Source organism: Jannaschia seosinensis, assembly GCF_001408515.1.
GTDB lineage: Bacteria > Pseudomonadota > Alphaproteobacteria > Rhodobacterales > Rhodobacteraceae > Jannaschia > Jannaschia seosinensis.
This window is the reverse complement of the sequence record NZ_CYPR01000070.1, coordinates 1-19,641: the sequence shown is the minus strand read 5'-3', so window position 1 is coordinate 19,641 and position 19,641 is coordinate 1. Positions and strand designations below refer to the sequence as shown.

At 66.6% G+C, this 19,641-nt stretch carries 16 protein-coding genes; 6 read left to right on the top strand and 10 right to left on the bottom strand.

Going from position 1 to position 19,641, the window contains the following annotated elements; genetic code table 11:
• Positions 1-2,181: glycoside hydrolase family 99-like domain-containing protein (locus JSE7799_RS06230; protein WP_055662856.1), on the bottom strand; the 2,181-nt coding region annotated here is incomplete at its 3' end.
• 115 nt (positions 2,182-2,296) lie between these two features.
• Positions 2,297-3,088 (bottom strand): ABC transporter permease, encoded by a 792-nt coding sequence (locus tag JSE7799_RS06225; RefSeq protein WP_055662854.1) that lies wholly within the window; start codon positions 3,086-3,088, stop codon positions 2,297-2,299.
• Positions 3,089-3,194: 106 nt separating this feature from the next.
• On the opposite strand from JSE7799_RS06225, the gene JSE7799_RS06220 reads away from it, so the two are divergent.
• Both JSE7799_RS06220 and JSE7799_RS06215 read left to right on the top strand, forming a co-directional pair.
• A complete protein-coding gene (locus JSE7799_RS06220) occupies positions 3,195-4,457 on the top strand; it encodes a KpsE/RkpR family capsule polysaccharide export protein (RefSeq protein WP_186201851.1) in 1,263 nt (420 codons plus the stop codon).
• Positions 4,458-4,462: 5 nt separating this feature from the next.
• Complete coding sequence (locus tag JSE7799_RS06215) at positions 4,463-5,134, top strand: ABC transporter ATP-binding protein (RefSeq protein ID WP_055662852.1); 672 nt, start codon at positions 4,463-4,465, stop codon at positions 5,132-5,134.
• Positions 5,135-5,185: 51 nt separating this feature from the next.
• Here the strand turns inward: JSE7799_RS06215 and JSE7799_RS06210 are convergent, their stop codons facing one another.
• The 3 genes from JSE7799_RS06210 to JSE7799_RS21980 all read right to left on the bottom strand — a co-directional run bounded on the left by JSE7799_RS06210 (position 5,186) and on the right by JSE7799_RS21980 (position 9,706).
• Positions 5,186-7,345, bottom strand: a complete 2,160-nt coding sequence (locus JSE7799_RS06210; protein ID WP_055662851.1) for a S8 family serine peptidase — start codon at positions 7,343-7,345, stop codon at positions 5,186-5,188.
• An 83-nt stretch (positions 7,346-7,428) separates the two neighbouring features.
• Positions 7,429-7,875, bottom strand: coding sequence for a calcium-binding protein (locus JSE7799_RS21985; protein ID WP_055662850.1), 447 nt, complete (start codon positions 7,873-7,875; stop codon positions 7,429-7,431).
• Positions 7,766-9,706: a calcium-binding protein gene (locus tag JSE7799_RS21980; RefSeq protein ID WP_055662849.1), complete on the bottom strand. Its 1,941-nt coding sequence runs from the start codon at positions 9,704-9,706 to the stop codon at positions 7,766-7,768. The genes JSE7799_RS21985 and JSE7799_RS21980 overlap by 110 nt, the downstream gene beginning before the upstream one ends.
• Before the next feature lie 184 nt (positions 9,707-9,890).
• Here JSE7799_RS21980 and JSE7799_RS06195 point away from each other — a divergent pair, with 184 nt between their 5' ends.
• Positions 9,891-10,817, top strand: a complete 927-nt coding sequence (locus tag JSE7799_RS06195; RefSeq protein ID WP_055662848.1) for a glycosyltransferase — start codon at positions 9,891-9,893, stop codon at positions 10,815-10,817.
• Positions 10,818-11,038: 221 nt separating this feature from the next.
• Positions 11,039-12,103 (top strand): cell division protein ZapE, encoded by a 1,065-nt coding sequence (gene zapE / locus JSE7799_RS06190; RefSeq protein WP_055662847.1) that lies wholly within the window; start codon positions 11,039-11,041, stop codon positions 12,101-12,103.
• Positions 12,104-12,119: 16 nt separating this feature from the next.
• Here zapE and JSE7799_RS06185 read toward each other — a convergent pair whose 3' ends face one another.
• Genes JSE7799_RS06185 through JSE7799_RS06170 form a run of 4 tightly spaced genes read right to left on the bottom strand, consistent with a single transcriptional unit; the run spans position 12,120 to position 15,913 of the window.
• The gene (locus JSE7799_RS06185; protein ID WP_186201850.1) at positions 12,120-12,659 is read right to left on the bottom strand and encodes a hypothetical protein; all 540 of its coding nucleotides are present in this window, start codon (positions 12,657-12,659) and stop codon (positions 12,120-12,122) included.
• 57 nt (positions 12,660-12,716) lie between these two features.
• Complete coding sequence (locus tag JSE7799_RS06180) at positions 12,717-13,985, bottom strand: bifunctional folylpolyglutamate synthase/dihydrofolate synthase (RefSeq protein ID WP_055662855.1); 1,269 nt, start codon at positions 13,983-13,985, stop codon at positions 12,717-12,719.
• 2 nt (positions 13,986-13,987) lie between these two features.
• Positions 13,988-14,965, bottom strand: a complete 978-nt coding sequence (gene accD / locus JSE7799_RS06175) for an acetyl-CoA carboxylase, carboxyltransferase subunit beta (protein ID WP_055662845.1) — start codon at positions 14,963-14,965, stop codon at positions 13,988-13,990.
• Positions 14,966-15,025: 60 nt separating this feature from the next.
• Positions 15,026-15,913 carry a CPBP family intramembrane glutamic endopeptidase gene (locus tag JSE7799_RS06170; RefSeq protein ID WP_055662844.1) on the bottom strand — a complete coding sequence of 296 codons (888 nt, stop codon included), beginning with the start codon at positions 15,911-15,913 and terminating at the stop codon, positions 15,026-15,028.
• Between the two features lie 130 nt (positions 15,914-16,043).
• Here JSE7799_RS06170 and ilvD point away from each other — a divergent pair, with 130 nt between their 5' ends.
• Both ilvD and JSE7799_RS06160 read left to right on the top strand, forming a co-directional pair.
• Positions 16,044-17,777: a dihydroxy-acid dehydratase gene (ilvD, locus tag JSE7799_RS06165; protein ID WP_055662843.1), complete on the top strand. Its 1,734-nt coding sequence runs from the start codon at positions 16,044-16,046 to the stop codon at positions 17,775-17,777.
• 5 nt (positions 17,778-17,782) lie between these two features.
• Positions 17,783-18,427, top strand: coding sequence for a DUF6478 family protein (locus JSE7799_RS06160; protein ID WP_055662842.1), 645 nt, complete (start codon positions 17,783-17,785; stop codon positions 18,425-18,427).
• A 28-nt stretch (positions 18,428-18,455) separates the two neighbouring features.
• Here the strand turns inward: JSE7799_RS06160 and JSE7799_RS06155 are convergent, their stop codons facing one another.
• Positions 18,456-19,550: an IS4 family transposase gene (locus JSE7799_RS06155; RefSeq protein WP_055662841.1), complete on the bottom strand. Its 1,095-nt coding sequence runs from the start codon at positions 19,548-19,550 to the stop codon at positions 18,456-18,458.
• Positions 19,551-19,641: the final 91 nt, after the last annotated feature.

The window sequence follows — 19,641 nt, the reverse complement described above, 5'->3', positions numbered from 1 at the left end:
CTTGGCGCCGGAGTGACGTTCGAGAACCCGCAGCATCGCGTCGCCGTATTGGCGTGACGGCTCGAGCATCGCCTTCTCGGCCCATTCGTTCCAGGCATTCACGATGATTTCGCCGCGATAGGACTGATCCAGCCGCTCCGCGCAGAGCCGCTCCAGCCAGCGCTCGAAGGTCATCGGGTTGGCGCCCCAGGCGATATGGGCGGATGGGCCGCGGCGGGCGGTGTTGTCCCAGGACGGCATGATCCCGGCGATCGTGTTCGCCGGCAGTCGGGCTGCGTATTCCGGCGACAGCGCGTTTTCGGCCACGCGGCGGTAATCATAGATCAAGCCGCGAAAGCCCGGCATCAGGCCGAAATCGCGGGGCGGCGGCGTCGGGCCGCCGACGATGTAGTCGGCCCCGCTAACGAGGTCATGCGGCGGCATCTCGATATGGAAATCGAACAGATCGTCGGCGATCTCGGCCTCGCCCCGGACGTGAAAGAGGACCGCCCCGAGTTCGACCTCGCCCACCCCTTCCTCCTGCCACGCGGCGCGCAGGCGCGCGACACTGGCCGTCGGATCGGGCATGTCGGTCGGGCGGTAGATGACGAAGCGCGGGCGGGCGCCGTCCGGCCGGGCATAGCGCGGATCGCGCATGTAGCGCGCCGTGTCGCGGGCCAGCGCGCTCTCGAAGCCCTCGCGGTAACCCTGTTCGAGCAGCACCTCCCCGGATTGGCCGTCCCAGTTGCGCCGCCAGCTTTCGTTCGCCCAGCACAGGTAAAAGGGAAACTCGATCTCGGGCCGGTCCATCAGGTTGTCGATCGGCGCCTCGAGGATCCGGCGCCCGTCGAACCAGTAGAAATAGGTGCAGAACGCGTCGATCCCGGCGGCGCGAGCCATCGCGGCCTGCTCGCCCATGACCTCGGGCCGCGTCAGGTCGTAGAAGCCGAGCGCGCCGGGCAGTTGCGGCTGTGCGTGGCAGGCGAAGTTGCGGGTGGCTGCGGACGCGGCGGTCCATTCGGTGAAACCGCGACCCCACCACGCGTCATTTTCGGGCGTGCGGTGGAATTGCGGCAGGTAGAAAGCCGAGACGAAGGACGGCGCGCGGCGCACCGGCGGGTCCGGGGTGAATTCGAGCTGCGAGGTCTGCACGATGCGCCGCCCGCCATCCTCGGCCATGTAGCCGAGTGCGCGTTCGAACGCGTGGGCCGTGGTGCCGTCGACCTGACGTCGCTCCGGCTCGAAGTCGGTCTCGGTCAGTTGCAGGCCGCGGATCATGTCGACCAGGGCAGGTTTGAGCCAGTACATCGACCCTGCCGGAAAGGAGAGCCGCTCCGGGTCGGCCGCGATCTCGATCCGGCGCAGCATGTGGTCGGTCGTCACGAGGTTCGAGCCCCACCACTGGGTCTCCCGGTAGTGCTGGCCGTCCGCGACCCAGAGGCTGGCGGATGGATCGTCAAGGAACGCCTCCAGCAGGTCGGGCGTGCCGACCGCCGGCAGAAGGCCCGTGACGAGATGGTTGCGCCATGCATCGCCATCGACGCGGTGCGGTGAGCGCTTGGAATGGATCTTGCAGACCGCCTCGTACCCCGACAGCAGGCCTGCGCCGACGAGATGGACGAACGGGAAGATGTCGCGCCCGTGATTGGGCATCAGGACCACGACCGCCTCGGGATGTGCCGCGCGGATCCGGTCGCGCAATTCTACGGACCCTTCTGCGAAATGGGTGATCGTGACGAAGAGGTCGAACTCGATCCCTGCTTCGGACAGCACGGTCTCGAACTCGTCCCAGATGTCGAGATAGTAAAGATGGATCACCACTGCGAAGCGCGACCGCCCGGGACGGCCCCGCGCCGCGAGGGCGCGCAAATCGACCACTTCCGTCGCCGCGGCGTCGCCTGCGAGCCCACCGTCGAGCAACTCGCGGAAGACGCGGTTCTCGGCCTGGCCGTGGCGGAGGTAATGCTCGAACGGCCGGATCTCGCGGTCGCGCAGATCGGGATTGAGGCGCAGGTAGGCCGACGGGGAGAAGGTCTCGTTCGGCTGCCAGCCGAGCGACTCCCCGAAGCGGGTGTAATGCCGGATCGGAAAGGCCCGGTAGAGCGGATTTATGCCGTGGGAAATCCTGCCGTAATATTCGCGGTCGAAAGTGCCGCTGCGCCGGATGCGCCAGGCATAGAGGTCGCGCGTGGGGCGCGGCATCAGAAAGGCGGCAGCGCTGGCCAACTTGTAAAGGAGGTTCGATGGCATTGCCGGGACTCTTCGGTGCAGATCGAACCTGCGTTAGCACCCGCCGCGCGGCGCCTCAACCGAAGGCTCAGCGCTCCAGCAGGTCGCGGTGATACCGCCGCAGAAGCAGCAGGCCAAATGCCAGGGCGAGCCCCGATATCAGGTAGACATAGACGAGCGACACATAGGTTGCGTCATAAGTTGCGTAGAACGCCGCGCGCATGTTGCCGGTCAGGTGCACGAGAGGGTTGAGCAGAAGCCAGCCACGGAGTTCGGACGGCACATCCTCGGGGATGAACAGGATACATGACAAAATGAAGAGCGGCCGCGTCAGGACGGACCATGCAGAGCGATAGACAGGAAAGCGAGTAAAGAAGAAGCAGTTGAGTGTGCCGATCGCGAGCGCCAGGACCGCAGTGGCCAGAAGCGTCTCGAAAATACGCATGAAGTCGATGATGGTATTGAGCTCGTAGATGATGTGGATCCCCGTCATCACGATGTAGAACACCATCAGATGCGTGATCACCGCCAGCAGGAACCGTGCGGCCAGCGCATCGATGAAGGTGACACGCGGATAGCTCAGGAACTGGCGCGAGAAGTTGATCGACTGGGCCACCTTCATCGAGGGGTCCTGGAACATCATGAAGACGAGATAGCCGGTCGCGTAGAAGAGTGGGAAGTTCGTGCCCAGCGACGGCGAGCGAAGCGCGTAGGAGAACACGAGCGACAGAAGCGCGATTGCGCCGACGGGCTCCAGCACCGCCCAGGCATAGCCGCCGGGAGAGCGTCCGTAGGTGGTCGACATCTCTCGCAGCAGCAGCGCACCGATGGAGCGAAACGTGGCGAAGGGCGGCAGATCGGAGCGGGTTTGCAGAAACATGGGGCCATCGTTGCACTGGGCTCGACGGCGACGATATAGGAGGCGGGCGGCAATGGCCAACGCCGAGCGTCAGACCAGCCGGCGATCCGCGATCAGGAGAGACCCCATGTCCCAGGCCCCCGCCCCCGCGGCCGAAAAACCAGCCGCCGCGAAGGAAAATGCGCCGTCGCCGGCGCCCGGCGCCGCGCCGAAAAAAGCGCCCCCGAAACAGGCGGGCAAGCCGAATGGCGGCGCCGCTGCGGCCTTTGCCCCTGCTCCGCCCGCACGGCGCAAGACGCGGCACGTCTGGCTGTTCCTCAGCTTCGCGCTGTTCTTCGCGATCCCGGTGGCGGTGTCGGCATGGTATCTCTATGCCGTGGCGCGCGATCAATACGCCTCGTCGGTGGCCTTCACTGTACGCACCGAAGACACGCAATCGGCCATCGATCTTCTGGGCGGGATCAAGAGCCTCGGCGGCGCGTCCTCTTCGGATACGGACATCCTCTACGAATTCGTACAGAGCCAGCAACTCGTTGTCTCGCTCGACGAAGAGCTGGATCTGCGCGAGATGTTTTCGGTCCACTGGCCGGAGGATCCGATCTTTGCCTTCAACCCGGACGGCACGATCGAGGATCTGACGGCCTACTGGAACGATGTCGTCAACATCTACTACGACAGCGGCACCGGCCTGATCGAACTTCGGGTGAAGGCGTTCCGCCCCGAGGACGCCTTCGCCGTCGCCACCGGCATCTTCGAGCGCAGTTCGCAGATGATCAACGACCTCAGCGCCATCGCGCGCGAGGACGCGACCCGCTACGCGCGCGACGACCTCGCCCTCGCCGTCGACCGGTTGAAAGGCGCGCGCGAGGCGATCCTCAGGTTCCGCGCGCGTACGCAGATCATCGATCCGCAGGCGGATCTTCAAGGCCAGATGGGGATCCTGAACACGCTGCAGCAGCAATATGCGACGGCGATCATCGATCTCGACCTTCTGCGGGAGACGACGCGCGACGAAGACCCGCGCATCGCCCAGGCCGAGACCCGGATTCGCGTGATCGAGTCGCGGATCAATGCGGAGCGGGGGAAATTCAGCTCCGGCTCGGACGGACTCGACGATGATTACGTGACGATCATCGGCGAATTCGAGCGCCTCAACGTCGATCTCGAATTCGCGCAGAGCGCATATCTCGCGGCACTCGCCGCCTACGATTCCGCAATCGCCGAAGCGCAGCGGCAGAGCCGATATCTCGCCGCCTATCTCAAGCCGTCCGTGGCGCAGCGCGCGCTCTACCCCGAGCGGACGACGCTTCTGGGCCTGATCGCGGCATTCGCGCTCCTCGCGTGGGTCATTGCATCGCTCGTCTATTACAGCGTCCGCGACCGAGGCTGAACATCGTGATCGAATTGCTCGGCGTCACCAAGACCTATACCGGCCGGCGGCGGACGACGGTCGTGATTGACGACCTGACCTTCACCTTTCCCGCAGGCAAAGCGGTCGGGCTGATCGGGCGCAACGGGGCGGGCAAGTCCACGCTTCTGGGGATGATCGCGGGCGCGATCCGGCCCGACCGGGGCGAAATCGTGCGCCACGGGCGGGTCTCCTATCCGGTGGGCTTTGCCGGTAGCTTCAGTCCGGACATGACCGGCGCGCAGAATACCCGCTTCGTCGCCCGCCTCTACGGCGTCGACAGCGATGCGCTGGTGGAGTTTGTCCGCCGCTTCGCCTCGCTCGGTCCGCATTTCAACATGCCGTTCCGGACCTATTCATCCGGCATGCGGTCGCGTCTGTCTTTCGGAGTGTCGATGGGAATCCCGTTCGACACGTATCTCGTCGACGAAGTCACGAGCGTCGGAGACAAGGCCTTCCGCAAGCGCAGCCAAGAAGTCTTCGAGGCCCGCATGCAGAATGCCGGTGCGATCTTCGTCGGACATTCGCCGGATACGATGCGCCGCTTCTGCTCGGCCGGAGCGGTTCTCGATGCCGGGCACCTGCATTACCACGAGGATATTGGCGACGCCTTCGCGCAATACGACGAGATCGTCGCGCGGAAAGGAAGCGCGAAGTAGCAGGGGCCGATTGCATCGATATAGGGATGCCGGCACGATACCGCGCGAGACTCAAAGAACGTCGAAGACGCCGGCGCCGGTCTGCACGTTGATCTCCGACAACAGTGCACTATCCAAGAGTGACCATATGAACTGTCCCGTAGGACGATAGGGGATGAAGGCCTCGTCATCCGCACCGCCGGCACCCGCATCCGCAAGGTTAGCCGCGAAGTCGATCGCCTGTGCGGTGCGGATTCCGAAATAAAGGACGTCGCCGGAGATGAAATCGTTCCCATTCTGGCCGAATAGACGATCAATGCCGTGGCCCCCGTAGATCCGATCGTTGCCACCCTCACCGAAGATGATGTCGTCCCCGTCCTGCCTCGAATTGCCACCGAAGAGTACGTCGTCGCCATCGCCGCCGAAGAGGATGTCATTGCCAAGGCCGCCGTAAATCGTGTCCGCGCCCGCACCGCCGGACAATCGGTCGTCACCCTGCATCCCGTGGATCACATTGGCACCGGCATTTCCCGTGACCACGTCGCCGCCGCTTCCGGTGACGACTTTCTCGAACTGGCCCGGCGCGATCCGTGCCCAGGTCGTGCCGTCGACTTCCAGCGTCTCGTCCATGTCGAGAACCACATCGCCCGACACCGCCGCGAGGTTCAGCCAGTCGGTGCCGCCATTCGTATCCTCGATGATGCTGCGATCCGGTTCCACGTTCGCAAAATCGAGGAAGTCGTCGGTGAAATGGTGCACGTCATCCGCATTCACGGCCGAACCGTGAAAATCGAGCCGGACATCCGTGACGGTGCCGGTATCGGTCGCCGCCAGATCCGCAATTTTGACCGTCCAGGCCCCCGCGCTGATCTCTCCGCGAAGAGCCGTCACGCCGAAGGTCCAGGACCAGCTCGACGCGGCGGTGTCGGCAATTTGTTCTCGGTCGAAGAGCATGAATTCCTGCCCGGTCGGAGACACGAGCGAGATGACGAGGTCGGGCACGTAGGTGTGAGAAAGCTCGACAGTCACGTTCACGTATTCGATTTCGACGGCCTGATTCGCCGCCACGTTCATCGTGATCGCCGTCGTCTCGAAATCCCGGATCGCGCGGTTCTGACCGTTCGCGACGGTCCGGGTCAGTTCGTTCGCAGATGTCTGCGGCGTATCGTGGAAAAGGGTCCACGCTTCGGCCATGCGCACGGCCGCCAAGGCGTCGACCATGCCGAAGCCGTAGCTCTCGTTGAAGGAGACGCCGCCGCCGTTCCAGTTGCCCGCGCCGTTGCTGCGCCAAGCCTCCTGCTCACTGCCCTGCGCGGCGTTTCCGTAATTCGAGCCGACCTGCTGCGCGGACAGGGCGAGAATGGCCTGCACATCGCGCCATCCAAGCATGGGATTGGCCTCGAGCATCAGGGCCGCGACACCGGAAACGACCGGTGTGGAAGCCGAGGTGCCGCCGAAATTGGTCATGTAGTTCCCGCTCGAATAGCCCCCGCCTCCGGTGAGGTCGGTGGTGACCGAGGCGGCGGGAGCGCAGACGAGGATGTTCGTGCCGTAGTTCGAGTAGCCCGCGACCATTCCGTCTCGGGAGACCGCCGCGACCGAGATCGTCTCCCGGATCGTGTGTTCCCCCGTGGCCTGGGCGTTTCGCGCCGAATTTCCCGCGGCCTGGACCACGACGGCGCCGAGACCGTCACGCCCCGTTTCCACGCAGTCTCCGTAGATTGTCGAAATCCATGCGCCGAACGTCCCGTTCTGCCCGCTGTCGAGATCCGGGTCCCATGCTGCGACGAAGCCCCAGCTGTTCGATGCGATGTCGAACGAAGCCATGTGCGCGAGCGCCTCGGCCTGATCGAGACCGTTGACGAAGACGTCATCGAAGATATCGACCGCACCGAGTGTCGCGCCATGGGCGATACCGACCCCGCCGAAACCGTTATTCGCTTCGGCGCCGATGATGCCCGCGACCGACGTTCCGTGCGCACGCCCGACATCGCCGGAATTGTAGGGGTCGCCGACGTAGTTCGGAAATGCGTCCCAGCGCCGGCCGCCGCTGTCGACCAGATCGAGACCGCGACTGAAGTTGGCCTGCAGGTCTTCGTGCAGGTAATCCAGCCCATCGTCGAACACGCCGACCGTGACGCCGCGCCCTGTGTAATCGTTCCAGGCGGATACGACGCCGATCATGGGCAGGTGCCACTGATCCGACAGGAGGGGGTCGTTATAGCTGGTCACGGGCAGGCCTTTCCCGGATCGGAAAATTGCGACGGTTCATGTCGCGGACTTATGCAAGGAACCCTGGCGACAATGGGGCGGGTTCATGAAAGCAAATCGAAATGGTCGAGGCCGGATCGCATGATGATCGCATCCAGAAACTCTCCGTCCAGCAAGGCCCACAGAAACTGGCCCGTCGGAAAATAGGTGATGAACGCCTCGCGCGTCGGATCCAGAGAATCGGCATCCGCGAAATTGACGGCGAAGCCGGACGGTTGGGCCTCAAGACGGCCGATGTTGAGTACGTCGCCTTCCGCCGGATTGTAGTCCGGAATCCAGTCGCCGCGATTGTCGAGATACCCGGAATGGAAAAAACGATCCGCACCGGGCCCGCCGTTAAACCTGTCCCAGCCGACGCCGCCGGCAAGGAAATCGTCGCCCTCACCGCCGAGAAGCCGGTCGCCCCAGGCGCCGCCGTTCAGGAAATCGTTGCCGCCATGGCCGACGATCGTGCCCGCCCCCCCAGTCGCCCATGAGGAAATCGTCTCCATCCTGGCCATAGATGAAATCGTCGCCGTAGCCACCAAAGATGCGGTCGTGGCCCGCGCCGCCTAAGATCGTGTCGGAGCCGTCTCCCCCTTCGAGCGCGTCATCGCCCAAGGCGCCACGCAACCTGTCATTTCCACCCATGCCGCGGAGCCAGTCATTCCCGTCCCCGCCTTCCAGAAAATCGTCGCCGGCTCCGCCCACGAGATTTCGCGGCAAAACCTCTGGCTCTGGCTCTGGCTCCGGCTCTGGCTCCGGCTCCGGCTGTGGCTCCGGCTCTGACGGTGGAGGCGGCGGCGGCGGAGGTGGTGGCGGAGGCGGTGGCGGGAGATCGACGGCATCAAAGGCCGGGGTGCTTGGAGCGTTGGCCGTGAAATGTGTGTCGAATTCGAAGAAATCGTCCTGCGTGAAGTCCTCCCGCTCCAGCGACGCCCCGTCGGCGCTGACAATCCGCAGCGAGACCTCGCCGTAGCTGATCATCGCTCCGTCCGAAGTGGATGTAATGTCGAGCTGCAGCAGGTTCGACAGCGCCGACAGGCCCGGAAACAGGATGCGGTCGAGGCCGATCTCAAAATCCGCCACTGTGCCCAGCGATCCTGTGGCCGCATAATCCACGTCGAAGACGAAGCGGTCGGCCCCCGCTCCGCCTGTCAGCCGCACGCCCATATGTTCAGCAAGCAGGATGTCGTCGCCCGCGCCGCCGGCGAGCCGGTCGCCGGCCGCGGCGGTTTGCACGAGAGCGCCGATCTCGCGCCGATCGATCTCCAGAAGCGTGATCCCGCTTTCCGACGCGCTCGACACGAAGAGCTGGATCATGCCCCCGTTCACCACCGTTTCGAGATCGGAGACATTGCGCAGCGTCGTCCCCAGCGCATCCGCCAGCGTCGTCATGTGGACGAGACGCCCGTTTGGCAGAAGGCGCATCATCGTGATTCCGTCATCGGCACCGGCGACGAAGACGAACTGCGCGTCGTCCACCGCAAGCGTCGTCATCGACGAGATTCCGGCGAAGCGCGTGGCGAGCGTGTCAGCGACATGGTCCGTCGGACGCAGCGCACCGTCCGCCCCGATTTCCAGAACTGTGATCGTGCCGCTGCCCGCGCTGCCGGCCAGAACGAAATCATGCCCCCCCAGCGCAACCGTCCGGACGATTTCCGGGCTCCGGATGCCCAGCCCCTCCGCGGCGCCGATGCGCCCGATCTCCGTCAGCGTTCCGTCCGTCTCCACCCGCAGCGAGACAAGCGCCTCCTCCCCCGCGACGGCCGCGATGACATAGGTCGCACCGCCGATCTCGGCCGTGGCGACGTCGCGGATCGCCGCGTAGTCCGATTCGGAATGTTCGCGCGCGAGGTCCAGACGCGCGGCGCTGCGCGCGGTGCCGTTCGCCGATACGGTGTCCACCGCGATCTGCAGGTCGCGCCCCGAGATCGAGACCGAAAGGTCTCGACCGCCGACCTCGACCATCTCGAACACGTCCGTCGTCCAGTCGAGATCGCGGCCCAGATAGCTCGCCCCGTCGCGCGCGAGGCTGCCATCGGCGCGCACGTCCACCCGCTGCGAATGCTCGCCGCCGAGACCCGTCACCATCACGTCGCCGATCGCGTTGACGAACATCTCTCCCGCGCCGCCGACGGTGTAGCTGCCGGGAAGTTCGACGATCCCGCGCTGACCGGTCCGGCCGCCGGGATCGACCGCGATGCTGACGATCCGGGTGTTGTTCTCGTATCCCGCCAAGAGGAAGACTCCGCTCCCTTCGGTGAAGATGGCGAGGTCGGAAATCTGCGAGGTCGGGTCTTCGAGGGCGGGCAGGATCACGCCGCGGGCGGTGATGTCCATGATTGCACACGTGCTTCGTTGACGGGTCCCCCAAGCCAAGCGTGCAATCCTGGTCCTGCCGGGCGAGGCAGTGGGCGAAAATGCGGAGAGCCTCGACGATTTCGTTCGAATGAGCGGGACCCGCGGCCCCCGGCGCAGTTGACAGCCCCCGTTGCGGAGGCGACATCCGCCTAAGGGGGTCCACATGCCGCAGACAAACGAGGTCGTGGTCGTGCTGTGCACGCATAACGGCGCCCCATGGCTGCGCGCGCAGCTCGACAGCATTGCCGCGCAGACCCTGCCGCCCGCGCGCGTGATCGTCTCCGACGACGGCTCGACGGATGCGACGCGGGATGTCGTGAGAAATTTTGCGGGCGACTGGACCGGCGAGGTGGAGCTGCATGCCGGACCGGGCACGGGCTTCGCAGCGAACTTCCTGTCGGTGCTGGCGCGGGTGCCCGAGACGGGCGATCTCGTCGCGCTGAGCGATCAGGACGATGTCTGGCATCCCGACAAGCTGGCCCGCGCGCGGGCGGCGGTCGCCTCGGCCGGCGATCGGCCGGCGCTGCATGGCGGCGCCACGCGGGTCTGCGACACGGATCTGACGCCGCTACGGCTTTCGCGGATCACGCGTGTGCCGCTGGGCTTTCGCCACGCGCTGACGCAGAACTTCGCGGGCGGGAACACGATGGTGCTGAACGCGCCCGCGCGCGCCCTCGTGCAGGCCGCGATTCGCCGGGACGTGTCGGTGCCGGTGCATGACTGGTTTCTCTACCAGCTCGTGTCGGGCGCGGGCGGGCGCGTGACGTTCGACACCGAGCCCTGTCTCGACTACCGACAGCACGAGGCGAACCAGATCGGCGATGCGGCGGGGGGGCGGGCGCTCGCGCACAGGTTGCGACGGATGGCGCGCGGCGATTACCGGGTGTGGACCGACGCCAATCTCGCCGCGCTGCATGCCGTCCGGGATCTGCTGACGGAGGAAAACCGTGCCCGGCTCGATGCGGTCATGCGGGGACGGGATGGCGGTCTGCCGGCGCGGATCGGGCTGATGCGGCGGCCGGGTCTTTACCGGCAAGGGATTCTGGGGCAGCTCGGCTTGGCGGGTGCGCTGGCGCTGCGGCGGTTCTGATCGGCGGGCGGACCGTCGGGGCCCGGCATCTTGTCTCCCGGCAATCTTCCTGCTTCAAAGCCCACCCCACGTGACCGGGTCCGCGCGGAATGTCCGTGCGACCGTCGCGCCCCGCGAAGCGGCCTTGCCCAAAGGAGTCCCCGTCGAATGATCCGGCTGACCTTTCGGAACCTGTGTCTATCGGACTACGACCGGCCGGCGCCTGTGCGGCCTTGCGCCCGATGACCACGTTGCGCGAGCTTTACGACGCGCGCGTGGCGGAGGGTACGCTGACGCCCGATCCCGCGCAGGAGGCCGCGCTCGTGCCGCTGGAGACGATCCGCGCCAAGTTGGCCGCCGGGCCGAAGCGGGGCCTGTTCGGGCGGCGCAAGGAGCCCGAAGATCCGATGGGATGCTACCTTTGGGGCGGCGTCGGGCGGGGCAAGTCCATGTTGATGGACCTGTTCCACGAGGCCGCGCCGGTCCCGTCGCGACGGGTTCACTTCCACGCCTTCATGCAGGACGTGCACGAAGCGATGCACCAGGCCCGCGCCGCCGGCACGCCCGATGCGATCGCCCCTTTCGCCGACGCGGTGATCGCGGATGTCCGCGTGCTGTGCTTCGACGAGATGCAGATCACCGACATCACCGATGCGATGGTGGTGGGCCGCCTGTTCGAGAAGCTGTTCGCGGGCGGCGTCCATGTCGTGACCACGTCCAACCGCGTGCCGGAGGATCTTTACAAGGACGGGCTGAACCGAGCGCTGTTCCTGCCGTTCATCGAGATGTTGAACCGGCGGATGATCGTGCACGAGATGCCGTCGGGCCGGGATTGGCGACAGGACCGAATGGCCGGAACGGGAACGTATTTCGTCGACGACCCCGAGGGAGTGGAGGCGGTGTGGCAGCAACTGACCGGCGGGAGGTCGGAGGGCCTGACGCTTCGGGTGAAGGGGCGCGACCTGCGGCTGGAGGAATACGCCTCGGGCGTGGCGAAGGCGTCGTTTCAGCAGCTCTGCGGGCGGCCCCTCGGGGCAGGGGATTACCTCGCGCTGGCGCGTGCGCTGCGGGTTCTGGTCCTGACGGATGTGCCGGTGCTGGAGCGCGCCCACGGCAACGAGATCCGGCGCTTCGTCACCCTGATCGACGCGCTTTACGAAGCTCGGGTGAAGCTGATCGTCGGCGCGGCGGCGGAACCGGAGGCCTTGGCCGGAGACGACGTGTTCGAGTTCGGCCGGACCGCGTCGCGGCTCCGGGAGATGCAGGCCGCGAATTGGGACGTCGATCCGGAGGCTCCCACGCCGTGATCCGCGCCCGCCGGCGTCACGCCCGGTGGCGGGGAACCGTCAGGGACGACATCGGCAGCGGGCCGCACGGATTTGCCGGGTCGGGCGAGATACCCAGCGGCGTGTCGGGCGATACGCCGCTCTCCTCCACGAACACGCCGTCCACGCAGACATCCTGCGCCCGGTTGCCGCCGTTGAAGCCGAAGCCCGGCTCGCCGCAATTGGTCGCGGTCCCGTCGGCATTCCACTCCTGATAGGTGCCGTCCTCGTAATAGCCGCCTGTCGGGAAGCTCAGCGTTTCGGTGTCGAAGCGGAGCGTCCATGACGTGTCCGGCTCACGCTCCGCCATCGACCAGCGGCCGACGATCCGGTCGTCGCGGTAGCCGGTGATTGAGAAGCCGGTCACGTCATTCTCGGTCACGATGCCGGTGGCGGTGTCGGGATAGGTGATGAACCCCTCCATCCGGTAGTCCGCCGAGCCGGTCCAGCAGAAGGCATGCGTCACGGCATGGGCGGGCGACGCGAGGGCGGCGGCAAGGAGGGCGCAACGGAACATGGCCAAGGTATCGCTGTTCATGTGCGTCAGATCAACGGAAAGGCGGGGGATCGGACCGTTTTGAGCGGCCCGGGCAGATCACCCGTTCGCGCGCAGGACGTGCCCCGCGAGGTAGAGCGAGCCGCAGATCAGGATGCGCGCATCCGGCGAGGCAGCGGCGATGCCGGCGACGGCCTCGGCCACCGAAGGCGCCGCGTCGGCGACGAGGCCCGCGCGCGTGGCGGCGGCAAGTGTTTCGGCGGCGGTGAGGGTGTTGGCTTCGTCGGGAATGGAGACAGCGTGCAGCCGCTCGGCCACCGGAGCGAGGGGCGCCATGTAGCCCGCGGCGTCCTTCGTCCGCAGCATTCCGCAAACCAGATGTAGCGGACGCGGCGGCAGACGGGTCAGCGCCTCGGCCAGCGCGGCGCCCGCGGCGGGATTGTGGCCGCCGTCGAGCCAGAGTTCCGCAGGTCCCGCCGCCTCGACCAGAGGTCCGTGCGTCAGGCGCTGCAGCCGGGCGGGCCATTCGGCGCATGTCATCGCGGCCTCGGCCCCCCGCTGGCGGCCCAGCGCGCGCAGGGCGGCGACCGCCATCCCGGCATTGAGCACCTGATGATGGCCGATCAGCCGGGGCGCGGGAAGGTCCATCAGGCCCGTCTCGTCCTCGAAGACCAGGCGGCCCGCCTCCTCGCGGACGTGCCAATGCTGTCCGTGGACCTGCAGCGGCGCGCCCAGGCGCGCGGCGCGGTATTCGATGACCTCCAGCGCGCGCTCGTCCTGCGGACCGACGATGCAGGGCGTTCCGGGCTTCAGGATGCCGGCCTTCTCGGCGGCGATCTTCTCGATCGTGTCGCCCAGATAAGCCTCGTGATCCATGGAGACCGGCGTGACGATGGTCAGCCGGGGTGCGATCACGTTGGTCGCGTCCAGCCGCCCGCCAAGGCCGACTTCCAGCAAGGTCCAGTCGGCCCGGTGGCGCGCGAAGGCCAGAAAGGCGGCGCAGGTGGTGATCTCGAAGAAGGTGATCGGCTGGCTGCCATTCGCGGCCTCGCACTCGGCCAGCAGGTCGGCGAGTTCGTCCTCGGCGATCGGCTCTCCCGCCAGCCGGATGCGTTCGTGAAATCGGGCGAGATGCGGCGAGGTATAGGCGTGACACGTCTCGCCCGCGCCCTCGAGCCCGGCGCGCAGCATGGCGAGCGTCGATCCCTTGCCGTTGGTTCCGGCGATGTGGATCGCCGGGGGTATCGCACGTTCGGGATGGTCCAGCGCCTCCAGCAGGCGGTGCACGCGGTCGAGCACGAGGTCGATGACCTTGGGGTGCAGCGACAGGAGCCGTTCGAGAATGGCGTCGGAGCCCGTGGGCCGGATGGTCACGTCCGGCTATCCTCGGCGGGCGCCTCTTCCGGAGCTTCGGCTTGCGGTTCGGGCCGGATCTCCGGCTCCGCCACGACCGGTTGCGGCTCGACCTCGGGGCGGGGCAGATCGCCGTGGACAAGGGGCCCCAGGCCGGTGAGCATCCGCAAGATGGTGGCGAGCTCTTCCTTGAGCGCACCGCGCGGCGTGACGCGGTCCAGCATCCCGTGATCGAGCAGGTATTCGGCGCGCTGGAACCCCTCGGGCAGGGTCTCGCGGATGGTCTGTTCGATCACGCGGGGCCCGGCGAAGCAGATCAGCGCGTTCGGCTCGGCGATCTGCACGTCGCCCAGCATGGCGTAGGACGCGGTCACGCCGCCGGTCGTGGGATGCGTCAGGACCACGATGTAGGGCAGGCCCGCCTCGCGCAGCATCTCGACCGCGACGGTCGTGCGGGGCATCTGCATGAGGCTGAGGATCCCCTCCTGCATCCGCGCGCCGCCGGCGGCTGAAAACAGGACCAGCGGGCGCTGGAGCTCTACCGCGCGTTCGGCGGCGGCGACGATCGCATTGCCGACATACATGCCCATCGATCCGGCCATGAAGCCGAAATCCTGCGCGGCGGCGACGATCGGCGTGCGATAAATCTCGCCCTCGGCCACCAGCATCGCCTCGGTTTCGTTGGATGCCTTCTGCGCGGCGCGCAGGCGTTCGGGATAACGTTTCTGGTCGCGAAACCGCAGCGGATCGTCAACCGGCTTGGGCACGGCCACTTCCCGGAAGGCGCCGCCGTCGAACAGCGCCTGAAACCGCTCGCGCGGGGCGATGTGCATGTGGTGGCCGCAATTGGTACAGACGCGCAGGTTGTCCTTGAGCTCCCGGTGGAAGAGCATCTGGCCGCACTCGTCGCATTTCGTCCAGAGGTTCTCGGGCACCTCGCGGCGCGAGAACAGCGAGTTGATCTTCGGGCGGACGTAGTTGTTGATCCAGTTCATGCCGGTCTCCGAGGGTATTCCGTCAGATAGACGCCGTGTTCGCCGCGCGCAACACGACCGTCAGGCGGCGGAGGCGCGGCGTCGCGCGAACCACACACGCAGCCCCGCCCAGGCCAGAACCAACAGGCCGAGATCAAGCACGATGAGCGGCGCCAGATCCGGGCTTGCGGGGTCGAGCGGCGCGCGGAAATAGGCCAGCCCGCCGAGCGGCCCCTCGGCGCCCACCACCAGAAGCGCCACGCAATTGTTGGCGAAATGCAGCCCCCAGGCCGCGCCGATGCCGCCCGTGACGCGGGTCAGGTCGGCGGCGATCAGCCCGACGACGGTGACGGTGGCGACGACGAGGAGCGCGTTCGGCCCGTAGATTGCCTCGGAATAATGCAGCGCCCCGAATGCGAAGCTCGGCAGGACGAGCCAGACCAGCGGCGAGCGGAACCGCGCCGCGAGCTGGGTCTGGAGATAGCCGCGGAAGGTCAGCTCCTCCGCACCGGTCTGCAGCAGCACGCCCAGAAGCGCGACCGGCAGGAAGGTCAGGAATATCTCCGCGTCGATCCCGGGCGCGAGCGGGAAATCCGCCGGAATGACGAGCGCGGCGACATTGACCAGCACGACCGCGCCGAGCCCCGCAAGAAAGGGCCGGGCCTGTGCGGCGCCGACAAGGGTGCGGGGGTGCCGCCCGTGAACGAGCCCCGCCAGCACGGCCCCCAGCGCCATGCCCGCGAAGGTGTATAACAGCATCGTCGTGCCGGTCGGCGATGCCCCGTTGCGGAACCGCGCCATCCAGACCTCGATCTCGCCCGGCCCGAGGAGCAGTGCGACGACCGCGAAAAACAGCATCGACGTCCCGACGGTGCACAGTACGATCAGGAGAAGGCCCGCGCACAGGCGCCAGACCTGCGGCCGCCGCCGCGCCGGCGCGACGAAGCGCGCGAATTCCGGGGTCAACATGCCCGCAGCCCTCGTGTTTGCCAGTCTTTTGCAGGATCCTTAGTGGCCCCTCGGCAGTGCGGCAATCTCGCTTGTTTCGAAAACGCCCTGCGTCTATCCCCGTTTTCCGACGGGACAGGAGACGAATGCCATGCCGAAGGGCCCCACCGACAAGTCGAAGCTGCCGAGCCGCCACGTCACCGAGGGGCCGCAGCGTGCGCCGCATCGCAGCTATTTCTACGCGATGGGTCTTGGCGACGAGGAGATCCACCAGCCCTTCGTCGGCGTGGCGACCTGCTGGAACGAAGCCGCGCCCTGCAACATCGCCCTGAACCGCCAGGCGCAGGCGGTGAAGCTGGGCGTGAAGCAGGCCGGCGGAACGCCGCGCGAATTCACCACGATCACCGTCACCGACGGCATTGCGATGGGCCATGAGGGAATGCGGTCCTCGCTGGCCTCGCGGGAGGCCATCGCGGACACGGTCGAACTCACGATGCGCGGGCACTGCTACGACGCGCTGGTGGGGCTTGCGGGCTGCGACAAATCGCTGCCGGGCATGATGATGGCGATGGTGCGGCTCAACACGCCGTCGGTCTTCATCTATGGCGGCTCGATCCTGCCGGGGCGGCTGAACGGCCGCGACGTGACCGTGCAGGACGTGTTCGAGGCCGTGGGCCAGCATCAGGCGGGCAACATGTCCGATGCGGAACTGGAGATCCTGGAGCGCGTCGCCTGCCCCAGCGCAGGCGCCTGCGGCGGCCAGTTCACCGCCAACACCATGGCCTGCGTCTCCGAGGCGATCGGGCTGGCGCTGCCGAATTCCTCGGGCGCGCCAGCACCCTACGAGAGCCGGGACCAATATTCCGTCGCGTCCGGCGAGGCGGTCATGCACCTTCTGGACAAGAACATCCGCGCCCGCGACGTGGTCACGCGCAAGTCGCTGGAGAATGCGGCGCGGGTGGTCGCCTGCACCGGCGGCTCCACAAATGCCGGCCTGCACCTGCCGGCGATCGCCCATGAGGCGGGAATCGAATTCACCCTGCAGGACGTTTGCGACATCTTCCGCGAGACGCCCTATTTCGTCGACCTGAAGCCGGGCGGGCAATACGTCGCCAAGGATCTCTACGAAGCCGGAGGTGTGCCGGTGGTGATGAAGGAACTGCGCCGCGCGGGCCTCATCCACGAAGACTGCATGACCGCGACCGGCAAGACCATCGGCGAGACGCTCGACGAGGTGCAGGGCAGCGCGGACGGGCGGGTCATCTATCCGGTCGACACCCCCATCACCAAAACCGGCGGCGTCGTCGGACTGATCGGCAACCTCGCCCCCGAAGGTGCAATCGTGAAGGTCGCGGGCATGGCGGCGGAGCATCAGGTCTTCGCCGGTCCCGCCCGTGTCTTCGAATCCGAGGAGGACGCCTTCGAGGCCGTCAAGGCGCGGCAATACGAGGAGGGCGAGGTCATCGTCATCCGCAACGAGGGCCCCGCAGGCGGCCCCGGCATGCGCGAGATGCTCGCTACCACGGCCGCTTTGTCGGGTCAGGGCATGGGCAAGAAGGTCGCGCTCATCACCGACGGACGGTTCTCGGGCGCGACACGCGGCTTCTGCGTCGGCCATGTCGGCCCCGAAGCGGCGCATGGCGGGCCCATCGCGCTGGTGCGCAACGGCGACGTCATCACCCTGAACGCCATCGATGGCACGATCTCTGTCGACATCGACGATGCCGAGATGGCCCGGCGGCGCAGCGAATGGACGGGCGGGCGCGAGACGATCTACAGCTCGGGCGCGCTGTGGAAATATGCGCAGTTGGTCGGTTCGGCCAAATACGGCGCCTGCACCCATCCCGGTGCGGCGGAGGAGCGGCACATCTACATGGACCTGTAGGGCCCGTGGCGAAGCGCGCATCGCGGCTGATCGCGCGCCTGCGCGGGTCCCAGCCCGCCTCCGCCGGATCGCCACGGCCGATCCTGCCGGGCCAGGACGGGATCGAGTGGCCTGCACAGTGCGACTGGGCTTGGCGGCCCGCGCCGTGGGCCGTGCCGATCGCGCCGAACGCGCTCGAGGCCGCGCGTGACGGCACGGCGCTGTGCGCGGGGGCGACGGTGTTTCACGACGGCACCGCCGCCGCCCTGCACCAGCGGCCGGGACCGGGACCGGCCCCCTATGCCCTGTCCCTCGAACTGGGCGGCTTCGACGGAACCTTCCTGTCGCTGGCGATCGATCTGCCTCACGATGCGGCGACGACCCTGCGCCGCAATCACATCCTGCGCGTGCGCGTCGGGTTCGGCCCGGCAACGCCGGTAAACGTTTACGCACGTCTCAACATCCGCCACGGACCGAACACCGAACAGATGCTCGCGGCGCTGGCCCCCGAAGACGAAGCCGCAACGGCGGAATTCGACCTGGGGCTTCAGGCGTTCAACACTTCCCGGCTGGTGAAGGCGTGGCTCGATCTGATCCTCGAGCGGCCGGTGGGCGGGCGGCTGGCGATCGCGGATGTCGCGCTGGCGCGACGGCCCCGCGCGGAGCTTTAACCCTGTCGGTAGCGCCCACGGAATCACACTACACGACTCCGCAGGGCTTTCGTGCTTCTGGGTTGATCCTCTGCCACGACGCGATGGCGTCGAGGGGATCGGATCTGAGGCGGCTTCGGATGTGGTCGAAGCCGGTTCGAAACCAGGATCTGGCGTAGTGGCCGTAGCTTTTGCGCGGCGGCGCGCGCTTGCCGAGAAGGTCTGCGGCGGCGCGACCGGCCCAGGCAAGGGCAAGCGCGACAAGGGACATGAGCAGAGCGAGTTTGCGTGGATCGGTGAGACGTGTGTCCTCGAGGTTGAGGCCACGAGTCTTGGCATCGCCGAACAGACATTCGATCGCCCAACGTTTGCGGTAGGTTTCGAGCGCGGTGCGCGGCGCGACGTTGGTAACCACGATCAACCACTCTCCCTTGAGCGGCTTGGCCGCGACGTTCAGGAGCGGCGTATTGCTGGCGGCTGCGTCCTCGCGTGTGCCGAGGCGGGCGCGAAAAGCCCGGCCACGGCGGGCCAGGCGCAGCCTTGCGCGCAAGGTAAGGTCGTGACCGTCCTCGGTCGTAATGCGAAGATTTTCCCTTACGCGGATAGCAAAGGGGATATTGTTTTTACTAAGAAATTCCATCCAGCCTGCGCCGACAAACTCGCGATCGGCAAGCAGCAGACGGATGGTCGTCGCGGGAAAATTCGCGAGATATCGCTCCATCAGGGCGATGCGCATGTCGGTGTCGGAACACCCGCGGCCTTCGATCAGGCTCCAGACCAGGGGGACGCGGAAACGACGGGTGACGACTGCGAGCACGAGAAAGTTCACCTCGGTCTTGCCGATCTGCCAGTTGGTGCGGTCGAGCGCGAGCAGCCACGATTTGTTCAGGCCCAACAGCCGGACCAGAAGCGGGAGCGACCAGTCCTCGTCGAGATGGACGTGCTGGAAGAAGCGTTGCAACCGACGGTATGTTGACGAGGTCAGGGCCGATCCCGGTCGTTCGCAGGCAAGATGGCCGAGGTTCACGCTGCGCGCGCTGACCATGCCGATGACGATCATGCAAAGCGTCTCCAGACGGCTCTTGCTCAAGTCGAGATCTGGACGCAGAATATTCGTGAGGGCGGAGATGGCGTGGTGAAGCATCGGATGTTTCCTTGGTCGGAGTCATCCAGTTGAAGCCATCCAGCCGCCCTCAGCCAGCACTGTGTCGTGTAGTGTGGAATCTTTGGCGTCG